Origin of the sequence: Roseateles sp., from assembly GCF_036404855.1 — a bacterium.
Taxonomy (GTDB): domain Bacteria; phylum Pseudomonadota; class Gammaproteobacteria; order Burkholderiales; family Burkholderiaceae_C; genus Pelomonas.
In genome coordinates this window covers 1-15,206 of record NZ_DASWYS010000378.1, presented here as the reverse complement: position 1 = coordinate 15,206, position 15,206 = coordinate 1, and the positions used below count along the sequence as shown (strand labels likewise).

General features: G+C 66.0%; 12 protein-coding genes and 1 pseudogene. 4 read left to right on the top strand and 9 right to left on the bottom strand.

Annotated elements, in window-relative coordinates; all coding sequences use genetic code 11:
* Positions 1–85: 85 nt before the first annotated feature.
* The 8 genes from VGF12_RS25540 to VGF12_RS25505 form a co-directional block, all read right to left on the bottom strand.
* Positions 86–871 carry a PEP-CTERM/exosortase system-associated acyltransferase gene (locus VGF12_RS25540; protein ID WP_331178863.1) on the bottom strand — a complete coding sequence of 262 codons (786 nt, stop codon included), beginning with the start codon at positions 869–871 and terminating at the stop codon, positions 86–88.
* A gap of 63 nt (positions 872–934) precedes the next feature.
* Positions 935–1,822, bottom strand: coding sequence for a serine protease (locus tag VGF12_RS25535; protein WP_331178862.1), 888 nt, complete (start codon positions 1,820–1,822; stop codon positions 935–937).
* A gap of 102 nt (positions 1,823–1,924) precedes the next feature.
* Complete coding sequence (prsR, locus tag VGF12_RS25530) at positions 1,925–3,286, bottom strand: PEP-CTERM-box response regulator transcription factor (protein WP_331178861.1); 1,362 nt, start codon at positions 3,284–3,286, stop codon at positions 1,925–1,927.
* Positions 3,283–5,433, bottom strand: a complete 2,151-nt coding sequence (prsK, locus tag VGF12_RS25525) for an XrtA/PEP-CTERM system histidine kinase PrsK (protein WP_331178860.1) — start codon at positions 5,431–5,433, stop codon at positions 3,283–3,285. The genes prsR and prsK overlap by 4 nt, the downstream gene beginning before the upstream one ends.
* A 62-nt stretch (positions 5,434–5,495) precedes the next feature.
* Positions 5,496–6,878: a TIGR03013 family XrtA/PEP-CTERM system glycosyltransferase gene (locus VGF12_RS25520; RefSeq protein ID WP_331178859.1), complete on the bottom strand. Its 1,383-nt coding sequence runs from the start codon at positions 6,876–6,878 to the stop codon at positions 5,496–5,498.
* A 699-nt stretch (positions 6,879–7,577) separates the two neighbouring features.
* Positions 7,578–8,720 carry a branched-chain amino acid ABC transporter substrate-binding protein gene (locus VGF12_RS25515; RefSeq protein ID WP_331178858.1) on the bottom strand — a complete coding sequence of 381 codons (1,143 nt, stop codon included), beginning with the start codon at positions 8,718–8,720 and terminating at the stop codon, positions 7,578–7,580.
* Positions 8,721–8,836: 116 nt separating this feature from the next.
* Positions 8,837–9,259 (bottom strand): DNA polymerase III subunit chi, encoded by a 423-nt coding sequence (locus VGF12_RS25510; protein ID WP_331178857.1) that lies wholly within the window; start codon positions 9,257–9,259, stop codon positions 8,837–8,839.
* Between the two features lie 3 nt (positions 9,260–9,262).
* Positions 9,263–10,726 carry a leucyl aminopeptidase gene (locus VGF12_RS25505; RefSeq protein WP_331178856.1) on the bottom strand — a complete coding sequence of 488 codons (1,464 nt, stop codon included), beginning with the start codon at positions 10,724–10,726 and terminating at the stop codon, positions 9,263–9,265.
* Positions 10,727–10,756: 30 nt separating this feature from the next.
* Between VGF12_RS25505 and lptF the strand changes: the two genes are divergently transcribed.
* Genes lptF through VGF12_RS25485 form a run of 4 tightly spaced genes read left to right on the top strand, consistent with a single transcriptional unit; the run spans position 10,757 to position 14,287 of the window.
* Positions 10,757–11,854, top strand: a complete 1,098-nt coding sequence (lptF, locus tag VGF12_RS25500; RefSeq protein WP_331178855.1) for an LPS export ABC transporter permease LptF — start codon at positions 10,757–10,759, stop codon at positions 11,852–11,854.
* Positions 11,851–12,978, top strand: coding sequence for an LPS export ABC transporter permease LptG (gene lptG / locus VGF12_RS25495; RefSeq protein WP_331178854.1), 1,128 nt, complete (start codon positions 11,851–11,853; stop codon positions 12,976–12,978). Before lptF ends, lptG begins: the two co-directional genes overlap by 4 nt.
* Entirely contained in the window at positions 12,978–13,346 is a 369-nt protein-coding gene (locus VGF12_RS25490; RefSeq protein ID WP_331178853.1) for a CbiX/SirB N-terminal domain-containing protein, read from the top strand. Before lptG ends, VGF12_RS25490 begins: the two co-directional genes overlap by 1 nt.
* Entirely contained in the window at positions 13,343–14,287 is a 945-nt protein-coding gene (locus tag VGF12_RS25485; protein ID WP_331178852.1) for a CysB family HTH-type transcriptional regulator, read from the top strand. The genes VGF12_RS25490 and VGF12_RS25485 overlap by 4 nt, the downstream gene beginning before the upstream one ends.
* A gap of 13 nt (positions 14,288–14,300) precedes the next feature.
* On the opposite strand, the pseudogene VGF12_RS25480 reads toward VGF12_RS25485, so the two are convergent.
* Positions 14,301–15,206, bottom strand: a pseudogene (locus tag VGF12_RS25480) (hypothetical protein); the annotation flags it as partial.

Sequence of the window (15,206 nt, the reverse complement as noted above, 5' to 3'; positions counted from 1 at the left end):
CTCCAGAAGACGAAGCTTTGTTCATGAGATCAGCAATCAAGAGAAATTGCAGCACGGATGGATGCTGCGGGGAGTGACCGAACGGTCAGCGCGAAGAGGGCCGGAGCCTTTCCAACGCTTCCGGATGAGCCTCGAATGAGCTGTTCACCAGCTTGTCGATCACGGCATACAACGGCTTGATCAACGGGCGCAGATTGCTCACGACCTTGCTGGAGCTGAGCAGCGAAGGCACACGAATGCCGCGATGCTCGATCTCGCCGCCGACCGGACGGATGTCAAAACCGAGGCGGGCAAAGTGGCTGGCCAAGCGAGGTTCCGTCAGCACGAACACGTTCTCGACGTTGAGGTGCCGGGCGGCAGCTGCGGCGCCGAGGTACAGGCTCATCGGGATGAACGGGAAGCGAGGCTGCCCGCCTCTGGATTCGAAGTCTTGCTCGCCGACAGAGACGGGCTTGTCCGATTCACCCTGGCGCTGGCGGAACTCGCTCATGACCGCCAGCCGCGAGACTTCACCCACGTCATGCCGCGGCATCTGCGCGGGGTCCACCTGATCGCGGTGGATCACGTCACGGCAACTGAGCTCGAACGGCAACGGGAACGAGGGCTGCTCCGGCCGCGCCAGCACCAGGCGCGAACAGCCCACGAGGTCGCCCGAACCGCGCTTGCGCAGGAGGCAATGGACCGAATGGCGGTCGTACTCATCCATCTCGAGGCCGTCATCGCGAACCGCCTCCCACCCGAGTTCGCGGCAATACACGTCATGCCGGATCCGGTACACCATCTCGACGCTGGGCGCATCCAAGGCCAACGAAAACTCGAAGAGTTCCTCGAATCGATGGCCAAGGTTTCCACTTGAAGTCGATGGATTCACAAAATTACCTCGAAGTGAGCTGATCGTATCAAGGTGCTGCCGGAGCGACGCGCTGACTCGTCACTATCGGGACGATTTACCTGCCGCCTCCGACAGAAAGCTGCGCACATTGCGCACCGGAATCGCATAGCTGATGCCGCTGGGGGCCGTCAAGGCGGACTCGTGTGATGCCTTGATTGCCACCATGCTGACGACGCCGACCACTTCGCCCGTGGCGATGTTGATCACCGGACCGCCACTGTTGCCGGGGTAGGCGGTGGCGTCGAGCTGAAGGACTTCGAAACTGCCTTGGCGCAACTGGCGCACGGCCTTCTCGTTCAGCCCCTGAGGGCCCGATGCCGGCTGGACGATCGCGGTCCGCGCCGACACGATGCCACGATGCGTCACGTGCGAGAAGCCCAGGGCGCCCCCAATGGGGAAGCCGATCAGCGCGATCATCTCGCCCTCGGCCGCCTCCTGCTCGGCAAGGCGCAGCGTTGGCAGCGGCCGGCCATCGTCGATCTGCAGCAGGGCCAGATCCTGGGAGGGGTCGACCTTCACGACGCGTGCCCCACGCAGCAACCAGCCACTCTCGGGCGTCCAGGACTGAATCGCCACGGTGCGGTCGATGCGCCCCGCCTCCAGCGGTGGCAGCACATGGGCGTTGGTGACGACCTGCATGCCATCGCCGACCACGAAACCGGTCCCGCGAAATCCAAAGCGCGGCGCATCCAGCAAGCCGTAGCTGCCGACCAGGACGACCGCCGGTTTCGATCGGGAGATCAGGCCCGGCAGCGTCGCATCACCCCACGCCCATCGAGGGCCGATCAGGCCCAGCGCCAGCAGAGCCGACAGCAGTGCGGCTCGCCGCGTGCGACCGAGGTCGGTTCGGGCGCGCCCCGGCAACCCGCGCAGCGCTCGACGCAAGCCCTGGCTCACCCGCTGACTAAGACTCGCTGGCTTGATCTGCATGAGCTGACGCGTTTTGGCTAGGCCCTGCCCCAAGGCAAGGCCCACGAGACGAGATCCCCGACGAAATGACAGCGAAGCACGCATGCCGCGAACGCCCGGCCTTCATTTGATCTGCAACCGGTTCATCAGGTCGTACAGCGTCGGCCGGCTGATGCCGAGCAGTTCGGCAGCACGGACGATGTTGCCATCGGTCCGCGCCAGCGCCGTGATGACCGCCTGGCGCTCGGCGTTCTCCCGCACGGTGCGCAGATCGAGCGTCGCGCTATCGTCCGCTGGCACGGGTGCGGTGCGCAAGCCGAGATCCAACGCGGCGATGCGATCGTCCTCACACATGATGACGGCACGCTTGAGCATGTTCTGCAGCTCGCGAACATTGCCCGGCCAGCGATGCACCTCAAGGGCGCGTACGGCATCGTCGGCCAGCGTCGGCACGGGGCGGCGCATCTCGGTGGCGAAGCGGCGCGCAAAGGCATGCGACAGCAGCACGGGGTCACCCACGCGCTCGCGCAGCGGCGGGATCTCGACGACGATCTCGGCGAGACGGTAGTACAGATCTTCGCGAAAACGTCCGTCTGCGATGCGGGCCTTCAGGTCCTGGTGCGTTGCGCCGACGACGCGTACATCCATCGGGATCTCCTGGCGGCCGCCCACGCGTTCGATGACGCGCTCCTGCAGGAAGCGCAGCAACTTGGCCTGCAAAGACATGGGCAGGTCGCCGATCTCATCGAGCATCAGCGTGCCACCGTTGGCCGTCTCGATCTTGCCGACGGTGGCCTTGGTCGCACCCGTGAATGCCCCCTTTTCGTAGCCGAAGAGCTCGCTCTCCAGCAGCGTTTCGGGGATGGCAGCGCAATTGATGGCGACGAAACGGCCCTTGCGCTTGGAAGCGTCGTGCAGCCCTTGCGCGAGCACCTCCTTGCCGGTGCCGCTTTCGCCCAGCAGCAGCACGGTGGCGTCACTGGGGGCGACCTTCTCGATCATGCGGCACACCCGCTGCATGCCGGGATCGCGCGTCACGAGGCCCGAGAAGACATCGCTGCTCTGCTGCATCTGCAGCCGGCGGTTCTCCTGCTGCAGCTCGTACAGGCGGTAGGCGCGCTCCACGGTCAGGGCCAGCACGTCAGGATCGACGGGCTTGGCGAGAAAGTCGTACGCACCCATGCGGATGGCCCGTAGCGCGTTCTCCTGGTCATTCTGGCCGGTCAGCACGATGACCTTCACCGCGGGGTCGAGCTCCAGCAGCTTCTCAAGGCATTTGAAGCCTTCGGAGACCGAGTCCCGGTCCGGCGGCAGGCCAAGGTCCATCGTGACAACGGCCGGACTGCTGCGTCGGAACTGCAGCACGGCGCTGGCGACGTCATCCGCCGTGACCGACTCGAAGCGGTCCAACGACCATTTAAGCTGTTTCTGCAGTGCGAGATCGTCCTCGACGATCAGCAGCGGCGCATGGCGAGGCGCACTCATTGGGCGTCAAGCGCGACCAGCGGTGCGTCGGCCTGTGCATGAAACAAGGGCAGCAGCAGGGTCACGGTGGTCCCCCGGTTCAATTCGCTCTGCACGCTGATCTTGCCTCCCAGTTCATGCACGTATTGAAAGCTCTCGTGGGCGCCAATGCCCATGCCGCTTGCCTTGGTGGTCTGGAACGGCTTGAAGAGTCGATTCTGAATGAAATCCTCGCTCATCCCGCAGCCGTTGTCCTCCACGCGAACGCGGGCCTGGCTACCTTGCGCATCCAGCCGCAGACACACGCGGCCACTGGCGGGCGTGGCATCGAACGCGTTCTGGACGACGTGCCCCAGCACGCGCTCCACGCGCTCCGCGTGCCCTCGCGTGCTGACGCCGGCCTGAAGCTCCAGCTCGAGCGTCCTGCCCTTGCTGAATGCAGCGGCTGCGAGCCGCCTGGCGATCTGCTCCAGGTCGACGCCGCTGGTCACGCCGTGGGGCTTCTCCCCCTCGCGCAGCTGCAGCATCAGTTGGCGCATCTTCTCGAGCGAATTCTCGACCGTGTCCAGCATGTCCTGCTGGAACTCGGGGTTGTCGCGCAGGCGCTTGGCGTTCTTCATCATCAGCGACAGCTGCGTGACGATGTTCTTCAGGTCGTGCACGACGAAGGCCGACATGCGATTGAAGGCGTCGAACTTCCGTGCCTCCAGCAAGGCCTCCGTGGCCTGGACCTGGTCCAGATAGCCCGAAGCTTGGCTGGCTGCGGTGCGCAGCAGGTCACGCACCTCCCAGTTCAGCTCGACGACGGCACGCGGCCGCCCCAGCACGACGAAGCCGATCAGCGCATCGCGCACGAGCAGTGGTACCAGCAGCCAGCACCGGGGCTCGTCGATCAGCCAGGCAGGCAGCTCGAGGCCGGGGTAGGCCTCGCGCCTGGCCCGCCACTCGTCCAGGTCAATGATCCAGGCGCGCTCCTGCCAGAACCTGGCCAGCGCGCCATCGCGGGCTTCGCCGCCACCCTGGGGGGGGAGATTCCATCGCGCGGCCTGCTGGAAATCGCCGCCAGCGGCGCGCTGCATCCACAGCATGCCGCTCGGGCTCTCGACCAGGTTCGCCAAGGCCCGCACGACGGTCTCGGCCGTGTCTTGAGGCTCGGCGCTGCCGGACAGCAACTGCGTGAAGCGCAACCACTCCTCGCGGTAGTCGTAGCGGTAGCTGAAGAAATTCTTGCTGATGTAGACCCGCAGCCTCGAACGCATCGAACCGGAGGCCACCAGCAAGGCCAGGGCCAGCAACGCGACGAACACCAAAGCCACGGACAACGCCCTGCCCCAATCGCCGCCGGTGTAGCGCACGTAGTAGCCGACACCGGCCACCATCAGCAGATAGCAGCCGACGAGCAACAGCGTGGCGGAGTGGAAGACCGCCGCGCGTGACACATGCAGCTTGTCGAGCCAATCGGCTTGACGGCGCGACGCCACGTACAGCAGCGGAACCGCCGCCGCATGCACGAGGGAACGCACGCTGGTGGCCGCGTCGTCGAAATGCTGGAACAACGCCGCCTGGGAACTGAGGAAGAGATCGAACGCGAATATGGCGCCCAGGCCGAGGCAGACCGGCTTGGCGTTCCAGCGGGCGTCGCCGGCGGAATTTCGCAGCATCTGCTCGACAAGGACCAGCCCGAGCACGGCGGCGGCAAGCGAGACCAGCGCCTGCGGGCGGGTGAGCGTCCCTGCCGGCAAGCCTTCGGCCGACAGGATCAACCAGAGGTGGGCCAGCACCACCAAACCGGCCAGCGGGCGCAACCAGCCCAGCCCGCCGCCTCGCCGCGGCGGCAGCAGCAGCAGCATGAAAACGAACCAGAGGCCGAACCGCAGTTGATCCAGCGTGGGGGTGATCCAGGTCGGCAGGTGCTCAGACCAGTGCCGCAAGCCGTCCGCGAGGGCGACACCCGCCCAGATCGAGCTGACGGCCAGTGCCGCCAGGAAGACGAGCGCCAGGGGCGTAACCGGCATGCTGCCGCGCATCAGCCGGAGCGCGAAGTGGAGCGCGAACAGGCCGTAGGCCAGCGCGCAGATCAGGTCGCCCAGGTTGCTCAAAGAGAGCATTGGCGTGAGCCCATCGATCAGGGCACCCGAGGCGGAGTCCAATTCGGCAGCGACAGACATGCGTGATTCAAGCATGCCTCACCGGCCCTGGTCACCGGCGCGTGCGCCGAAGCAACCAGAGCTCAGCGCGCGCCCTTGCCCGTCAGAACGACCGCCACCGTCTCCAGCATGATCAGCAGATCAAGGAAGAGCGAATGGTTCTTGACGTAGTAGAGGTCGTACTGCAGCTTCTCGACCGAATCCTCGATCGTCGAGCCGTACTCGTAACGCACCTGGGCCCAGCCGGTGACGCCCGGCTTCACGCTGTGACGAACGGCGTAATAGGGAATCTTGCTGATCAGCTCGTCGACAAAGAACTGCCGTTCCGGGCGCGGGCCGACCATGCTCATCTCGCCCACCAGCACATTGAACAGCTGAGGCAGCTCGTCGATGCGCACCTTGCGGATGAAACGGCCGATGCGGGTCACGCGGTCGTCGTTCTTGGTCGCCCAGCGCGGCTTGCCATCCTTTTCGGCGTCGGTGCGCATGCTGCGGAACTTGACGACATTGAAGGGCACGCCGTTCAAGCCCACACGCTCCTGACGGTAGAGCACCGGGCCGCGCGATTCGATGCGGATGGCCAGCGCCGTGACCAGCATGATGGGCCAGGTCAGGGCCAGGATCAGCGTCGCGAAGATGATGTCGCAGACGCGCTTGATCGCCGCGCGCAGCATCCCCTGGCTGAAACCATCGCCGAACACCAGCCAACCGGCATTCACGTGCTTGATGTTGATCTGTGCCAACGTCTTCTCGAAGTGCGTGGCGATGTCAACCACGCGCACCCCGGACAGCTTGCAATCCAGCAGTTGGCGCAGCGGCATGCTGCCGCCGCGGCGCTCGCTCAATGCCACGACGATCTCATCGACGTTGTGCTTCAGCGCGGCTTCCGTCAGGTTGGCCCCGTCATTGATGATCTCGGCGGCCGGCACCTCGGGCTGGTCCTCGTTCGGACCGGCGTAGAAGCCGACAATCTGCGCATGCGGGTCGGAAGCCCGCAGCGTATTGCCCACCGTGCGGGCGGCCACACCGGTGCCGAAAATCAGGATGCGGCTGCGCATGCGGGCCTGGGCGCCCGAGTGGGCGGCATAGACGCGATGCACCATCACCGCAGCAACGGCGACCATGGCGACGAGGGTCAGCAGGTCACGGTGACTGGTGTTCGACGGCACCAGGCTGAAGATGGCATAGGCCAGGGGCAGGCCGAACAGCAAACCGAACAGCGCACGCGCGCAAGATTCGGTGACGGAGCGGTTGTGCACATGCTGGTAGAAGCCCGTGGCCGAATTGATCACGAACATGCAACCCGCGAGGGACAGGCCGTGCGAAGCGGCAAAGGGCAACACCGTCTGCGCCGATTCGCCTTGGCTGAGGACGACGGCGATGACCGCGAACACGATCAGTCCGAGATCGAAGAAGACCTGAAGCAAGGTCTGCTTATGCAGGTAATGGTTGAATATTCGAATCATTTACGTCCCCCCGATCATTACTGCTGGCGTGCTCCACATCTGCAATCCAACTAACGAAACTCGAATTAGTATCGATATTCCATTGATTTCGCACGCAGGCTGCTCGTCGCGTCACCGACCTTGCAGCCCACGGTCGCAGACCACCTGGGAGATCGCCCGGCCGGCCTATGGATGTCCCTGACTTGACGTCGCGACGGACATGCCCGACCAACCCTTGATCGCGCCGGCATCATGCCTCCGGCCCCCAGGCTTGAAAGCCCCCCGTTTAGAGGGTGCTTGACCCTTGAATCCGCGTCGTGGCGCAGCATCTGCACGGCCCGCCGGAGCGGTCTTTTTCACAACGGGCGGCAGTAGAACCGAAAGCCGGCGACAGCACCATGCACGCCTGACGCCGAACGCCGCAAAGCGTGCGAAACGCACAGCCATTTCCTTGGAACGGGTCGAAACCGGGTTTGTGAAAGTGCTCGCGGCACGGCGCGCGCGAGTTTTTCTGCCCCGTAGATATTGGGGCCTCCTGACGGAGGCTGGGTAGTATTCACGATTCAACCGCCGACGATGTCGCAAGGCGCACAGGTTTGTCGTCTATTTAGCGTGAGCTTTAAATGCGTCGGCAACCCATAAAGCCAAAGACCCGCATCGCGGGTCTTTGGCCAAGAAAAACGCCCGCCAAGGCGGGCGTGTCGGATCGTCAGAGGGAGATCAGCGCACGACGGCGAGCTGTTCGCGATTGCCACCCTTGTAGGTATAGAGGGTCAGCGCGCCATTCTTGATGTCGCCCTTCTCGTCGAAGGTGATCGTGCCGGTCACGCCCTTGTAGCCGGTCGTCTTGGCCAGCGCGGGCAGGTACTTGGCCGGGTCGGCGGAGTTGGCGCGCTTCATGGCGTCAACCATCACGTTGACGGCGTCGTACACATACGGCGCGTAGATCTGCACGTCGACGTTGTACTTGGACTTGAACTTGGCGCGGAACTCGTCCATCGACTTCTTGGCCTCGCCCTCGACGCCACCGGCTTCGGCACAGACCACCTGGCCGTCACCCATGGTGCCGGCGGCCAGCTTGGGCAGTTCACCCGTGCAGATGCCGTCGCCGCCCATGAACTTGGCCTCGATGCCCAATTGCTTCATCTGGCGCAGCATCGGGCCGGCCACGGCGTCCATGCCGCCGAAGAAGACCACGTCGGGCTTCTTGGCCTTCAGGGAGGTCAGGATGGCGGTGAAGTCCGTTGCCTTGTCGTTGGTGAACTCGCGGCCGACGACCTTGCCACCCGCGCCCTTGACGCCCTTTTCGAATTCATCGGCAACGCCCTGGCCGTAGGCCGTGCGGTCGTCGATGACGGCGATGGACTTGCCCTTCAGCTGCGCCACCGAGTACTTGCCCAGCGTGCCGCCCAGGTGCACGTCGTCAGCGACGACGCGGAACGTGGTCTTGTAGCCGTTGCGGGTGAACTTGGGATTGGTGGCGGACGGCGAGATCTGCGGGATGCCGGCGTCGCTGTAGACCTTGGACGCCGGGATGGAGGTGCCGGAGTTCAGGTGGCCCACGACGCCGTTGACCTTGGAGTCCACGAGCTTCTGAGCCGCAGCAGTGCCCTGCTTCGGATCGCCTGCATCGTCTTCGGCCAGCAGCTCGAACTTGGCCTTCTTGCCGCCGATCATGACGCCCTTGGCGTTCAGTTCCTCGATGGCGAGGCGAGCCCCCAATTCGTTGTCCTTGCCGAGGTGGGCGATCGCGCCGCTGGTCGGGCCGACGTGACCGATCTTGACGATCAGGTCCTGCGACATGGCGGCGCCGCTGAGCAGTGCTGCCACTGCGCCAACCACGATATTCAGCTTAATTTGCATGGATCAACTCCAGTTTGGAAGAGAGAGGAACACACGGAGAACGTTGAGTTTTCAACCAAATGAACATACCCCAAAACCAGGGGGCTCTCATTCGGGAAAGCGTGGACGCTATGTCGTCAACCTGACGCTGAGAAGTGGTCCAGCTTGGCTCCTGCTTGCTGGTAGACGCGATAGCGCGCACGCCCAGCTTGAACGCGCTCGGGCTCCTGTCCGATGACCTCCAGCACACGCTCGAATGCCAGCGCGTCGCCCGGCATGCCGTCGCACAGGTTCAACAGCAGCCCACGATGCGGCAGGCGCGCCGCATCGTCGACCAGCAGCACCTCGCCCGGCGCGGGCGGCGTGGCGCCGTCCCATCGCCGGTGCGGGATGAACTCGGCCGCGTCGAAGCTCCACAGCAGCGCGTCCAGGCGCGCGGCCTCGGCCGCAGCCACGCAGACCCCGACCGGCTTGCCCGCCGCGAGGGCGCGGCGGATCAGCCGGCAGGCATAGTGCAGCGGGTCGGCCGCGTCGCTGTAGAAGCTGACCTGGACGGTCACCGCTTACTTGGCGTGGCTCAGCACGAAGTGCGTGAGCAGACCGACTGGTCGGCCCGTGGCGCCCTTGGCGGCGCCGCCCTTCCAGGCCGTCCCGGCGATGTCGAGGTGGCCCCAGCGGTACTTGCTCGCGAAGCGCTGCAGGAACTTGGCCGCCGTGATGGAGCCGCCCGCACGGCCGGCGATGTTGGCCACGTCAGCGAAGTTGCTCTTCAGGCCTTCGGCGTAGTCGTCGTCCAGCGGCATGCGCCAGCAGGGATCGAGGGCGGCATCACCGGCCGCCGTCAGCGAAGCCGCCAGTTCGTCGTCGCTGGCATACATGCCACTGCGCACGCCGCCCAGCGCGATGACGCAGGCGCCGGTCAGCGTGGCCACGTCGACGACGACGGCAGGCTTGAAGCGCTCGGCGTAGGTGAGCGCATCGCACAAGATGAGCCGCCCCTCGGCGTCGGTGTTCAGGATCTCGATGGTCTGGCCCGACATGGAGGTGACCACATCACCCGGCTTGACGGCGTGGCCGCTGGGCATGTTCTCGCAGGCGGCGACGATCATGACGAGGTTGAGCTTGGGGCGGAGTTCGGCCACTGCACGCAGCGTGCCGATGACGCTGGCCGCGCCACCCATGTCGAACTTCATCTCGTCCATCTCGGCACCCGGCTTCAGCGAGATGCCGCCGGTGTCGAAGGTGATGCCCTTGCCGACCAGCACGACCGGCGCCACCGTCTTGGCGGCGCCTTCGTATCGGGCGACGATGAAGCGCAGCGGCTCGTCCGAACCCTGGGCCACGGCCAGGAAGCTGCCCATGCCGAGCTTCTCGACAGCCTTGCGGTCCAGCACTTCGACCTTGAGGCCGTGGGCCTTTCCGAGGCCCTGGACGACCTGACCCAGATAGGTCGGCGTGGCATGGTTGGCCGGGCGGTTGGCGCATTCGCGGGCCAGTTCGACGCCGGCAGCGATGGCCTGGCCTCGCGCAAGGCCTGCCTTGGCGGCCTTCTGATCCGCCTTGGCCGTCAGCAGCGCCAGCTTGGCGAGCTTGGGCGCGGCCGGGGCGCTGGGCTTGGTGTGGCGGTAGAGATAGACAGCGTCCGCGCCTGCCAGCGCGGTCTGCTCGGCCAGCGATTCGACGGCACCGGCCTCGAAACCGACGAACGCCACTGCGGCGCTGACGGCGCCGCGAGACTTGATCTGGGCCAGGCCCGCGGCCAGCGCCGCACGCGCGGCCGCCAGCGTCGTCTTGCCGCTGGCCGCGAGCACGAGGCGAGGTGCCTTGATGCCTTCGGCCTGTGTCAGCGTCAGCGCCTGACCACCCTTCAGCGCGAAGTCGCCGAGCTTGATGGCGGACTGCACCTGCTTGGCAACTGCGGCATCCAGGCCCTTGGGCAAAGCCTCACCGCCCAGGACGACGATCAGGGCGTCAGCGCCGACTCCCGCGAGCGAATCCAGCTCAGCGGTTTGAATCTTGAAGTCCATAATGACTAGAAGTAGATAGAAGTGTTTTTGATGTTATTCGATTCATCGACGCGATCCGAACTGGCGAGAAGCTTCGGCGTCACGCTGGTGGTCATCCTGACCATCGTGCTCACGTCCACGCTGATCCGCACGCTGGGCCAAGCCGCGGGCGGCAATGTCGCGCCGCAGGACGTCGTTCTGCTGATGGGCTACGCCACCATCGCCCACCTGGCGACCATGCTCATCCTCTCCCTGTTCATCGCCGTCGTCCTCACGCTGGGCCGCATCTATCGCGAGTCCGAGATGACGATCTGGTTCGCCAGCGGCATTGCGCTGTCGCGCTTCGTGCGCCCGGTGCTGCTGATGGCCTGGCCCGTGCTGCTGGCCGTCATCGTGCTGGAACTGGTGGTCTGGCCCTGGGGCAACCAGAACAGCGCCGAACTGCGTGACCGCTATCAGAAGCGGGGCGACCTGTCACGCGTCGCGCCGGGCCAGTTCCAGACCTCGCGCGACGGCAGCCGTGTCTTCTTCATCGAACGCGAGGGGGACGATGCGGCAACGGGCCGAAATGTCTTCATCCTGTCCAACCAGAATGAACGCGAATCGGTGACGACCTCGGCACGCGGCCGACTGGAGATGGAAGGCGACGACCGCCTCCTCGTACTCGACCACGGCCAACGCAACGAGACCCAGTTGAAGACCGGCGAGAAAAGCCTGGCTCGCTTCCAGCAGTACAAGGTGATGACGGACACCCAGGTGCTGGCCAATGCCAATCAACTGCCGCCCAAGGCCATGCCCACGCTGGACCTGCTGCGCGCGCCGACCCCCAAGAACCAGGGCGAACTGGCCTGGCGCCTGGGACTGATCCTGGGCGGCATCAACATGACGCTGCTGGGCATCGGCCTGTCGGCCAGCAATCCCCGCCGCGCCAGCAACTGGAACCTGCTGTTCGCACTGCTGGCCTTCATCGTCTACTTCAATCTCATCAACCTGTCGCAGTCGTGGGTCGGCAACGGCCGCATGTCCCTGCCACGAGCCCTGATCAGCGTGCATGGCAGTGCGCTGTGCCTGTCGCTGGCCGTCATCTGGCTGCGCGACAACGCCAATCGCTTCTGCCTGCGACGCCGCCTGAAGGGAGTTGCGGCATGAAGACCGTGCGTCGCCTGCTCTACAAGGACATCGTCGGCTCGGTCGTGCTCGTGGCACTGGCCTTCCTGTCGCTGTTCTTCTTCTTCGACTTCGTCGACGAACTGGACCGCATGGCCCGCATCGGCGTCGGCGGCGGCAAGGCCGCACTGCTCGCCGCGATGGAGCTGCCCGGACACTTCTACGAGCTGTTCCCCATTGCCGTGCTGATCGGCGCCATCATTGCGCTGGCACGCCTGGCGCAGAGCAGCGAGTTCACCATCTTGCGCACGGGCGGCCTCGGGCCTGCACGGGCGCTGGCGCTGCTGGCCAGCCTCGCCGCCGCCTTTGCGGTGCTGACCTTCGTCGTCGGTGACTACGTGGCACCGCAGTTCGAGCGCGAGGGCGACAACCTGCGCGCCAGCTTCAGCCACGACGCCACCCCCACCAAGCGCGGCGCCTGGCTGAAGGACCACCAGAAGGTCGAGGGCCAGGAGCGCAGCTATTCCGTCAAGGTCGGACGCGTCGGGAGCAGCGGCGCGCTGGTCGACGTGATCATTTTCGAGTTCGACGCCGAAGGCCGGCTGATGTCGCGCACCGAGGCCGAAAGGGCCGATGTCGACGCGCGCGGGCTCTGGCACCTGAAGACGGTCAGGCGCACGGTCTGGAATCCTGGCGCGCCCGCCGGCCCGAGCCCCGTCGGCGAGGTCGTCGTCAGCGAGCAGCAGCTCGACCAGCTCGACTGGCAGAGCTCGCTGCACGCCGGGGTCATTGCCGCAGCCGTGCTGCCCGCCATGTCGATGTCGACGCTGGAGCTCTACCGCTACACCGCGCACCTGTCGGCGCAGGAGCAGTCGGCCCAGGCCCACAACATCCAGTTCTGGCGCAAGGCCTTCTACCCCTTCGCTTGCTTCGTCATGGTCGCCCTGGCCCTGCCCTTCGCCTATCTGCACGGGCGCTCGGGTGGCATCAGCATCAAGGTCTTCGGCGGCATCATGCTGGGCATCAGCTTCATGCTGCTCAACAACGTGGCCGGCCACCTCGGGCTGCTGAAGAACTGGACACCCTGGGTCGTGGCGGCCACGCCCAGCCTGCTCTACTTCGGGCTGTCGATGGCGGCCTTCACCTGGCTCGTCAGATACCGCTGATGGACGGTTTGCTGCTCTTCGCCCACGGCGCGCGTGACCCGGCATGGGCGCAACCCTTCGAACGCGTCGCCGAGCGCCTGCGCACCGCACGGCCGCACACGCCGCTGGCCCTGGCCTATCTCGAGTTCATGTCGCCCGGCATCGAGGCGGCCGCCGAAACGCTGGCCGCGGCCGGCTGCACGCGCGTGCATGTGCTGCCGCTCTTTCTCGGCACAGGCGGCCATGTGCGTCGTGACGTGCCGCTGCTGATCGATGGCCTGCGCCAGCGCCACGGCGACGCCGTCGAGTGGCTGCTGCACCCCCCTCTTGGCGAGCATGAAGCCGTGCTCCAAGCCATGTGCGACGCCTGCCTGCTCACATTGACATGAACCTCCATCAATTCCGCTTCGTCCAAGAAGCCGCCCGCCGCAACCTCAACCTGACCGAGACGGCCAAGGCGCTGTTCACGTCGCAACCGGGCGTGTCCAAGGCCATCCTCGAGCTGGAGGAGGAACTGGGCGTCGACATCTTCTCGCGCCACGGCAAGCGGCTGCGCCGCATCACCGAGCCGGGCCAGCAGGTGCTGGCCTGCATCGAGATCATCCTGCGGGAGGTTGGCAACCTGAAGCGCATCGGCGAGGAGTACTCGCGCCAGGACAGCGGCACCTTCTCCATCGCCACCACCCACACCCAGGCCCGCTACGTGCTGCCCACCCCCGTGGCCCAGCTGCGCAAGAACCTGCCTCAGCTTCGCATCAGCCTGCACCAGGGCAGCCCGGATCAGGTCGCCAAGATGCTGCTCGACGAGAGCGCCGACCTGGGCCTCGCGACCGAATCGCTGGCTCAGTACCCCGAGCTCGTCACGCTGCCCTGCTACGAATGGCAGCACGTGATGGTGGTGCCGCGCGACCATCCCCTGGCCAGCGCCGAGCGCATCAGCCTGGAGCAACTGGCCGGCGAGCCGCTGGTGTCGTACCACCCCAGCTTCACGGGCCGCACCCGCATCGACAAGGCCTTCGCCTCGCGCCACCTCACGCCCAACGTCGTGCTGGAGGCCATCGACTCCGACGTCATCAAGACCTATGTGCGCCTGGGCATGGGCGTGGGCATCGTGGCCGAGATGGCAATGCGTGAGGAGCCCGTGGGCAGCGACCTCGTCGCCCGGCCGCTGGGCACGCTGCTCGGCAGCAACGTGACGCGCATCGCCTTCAAGCGTGGCGCTTACCTGCGCAACTACGTGTACAGCTTCGCGGAGCTGCTGTCCGAGCGGCTGAGCCGCAAGCTCATCGAGAAGGCCATGAACGGCGACGCAACCGATTTCGGCCTCTGAACCGAGCAGTTTCTCAGTCGCCGGCGCCCGAATCCAGGGGCAACATCAGGTCCACTTCGTCGCTGCGCAGCCCGGCCTCGAACACGTCGCGCGCCACGCCGTAGAGCATCAGCAGGTCGCGGTAGGCCGGCAGCTCGAAGCGCGGCACGCCCGGGCCGCCGCCCTGCGCCAGCAATTGCTGCAGCAACCGCATCGCGGCCTCGGGGTCGGCCCACACCACCTGCAGATGGGCGATGACGCTGGGGCAGCCATCCAGGCTGCGCCCTTGCGACAGCGGCTGGGCCCACTGCGGTGCCGATGCGCCGAAGCGCTGCTCGTACTGCCTCGCCTGTTCGGCGAACACCTCGGCATCACCACCCTGCTGGCTGAGCTCCATCAGCAGCAGCTGAGGCATGGCGCCCACATCGCCGCGGGCCACCCGCGCGGCCAGCAGGTCGGCGGACGCCTCGTGCTGGCCCAGCAACTGCAGGAAATCGACCTGTTGCTGCAGGTCCAGCAACTCGTCGGCAATGGTCAGCTCCCGGGACAGCAGCGGCACGGCCGCAACCTGAGCGGGCTGTAGCTGCGGCAGCGCGGCTGGCACGGCCAACGCGGCGGGCTCGGGCGATGGTGCAGGTGGCCAGGGCATGGGCCTGGGCTGGGGCCGCGTGATCTGGTGCGGGCTGTCCTCCGGCAGGGCGGCGCTAGTGGCGGCGACGGGCGGCGCCATGCCGGGCACCGGCGCGGCGCTCGGCAGTCCTGCGCCCTCGGCGGCGTGCAGGGCACGCCAGTAGGCCAGCTCGCTGCGCGCGCGCTGGTCGCGCCAGCGGCTGAAGTAGAAGGCTGCAGCACCGGCGACCAGGCTCATGGCCAGCGTCAGCACCCAGGTCATGGGATCACGATAGGGCGAGGTCCGCGCGCTGCGCACGGTCGGCGCAGG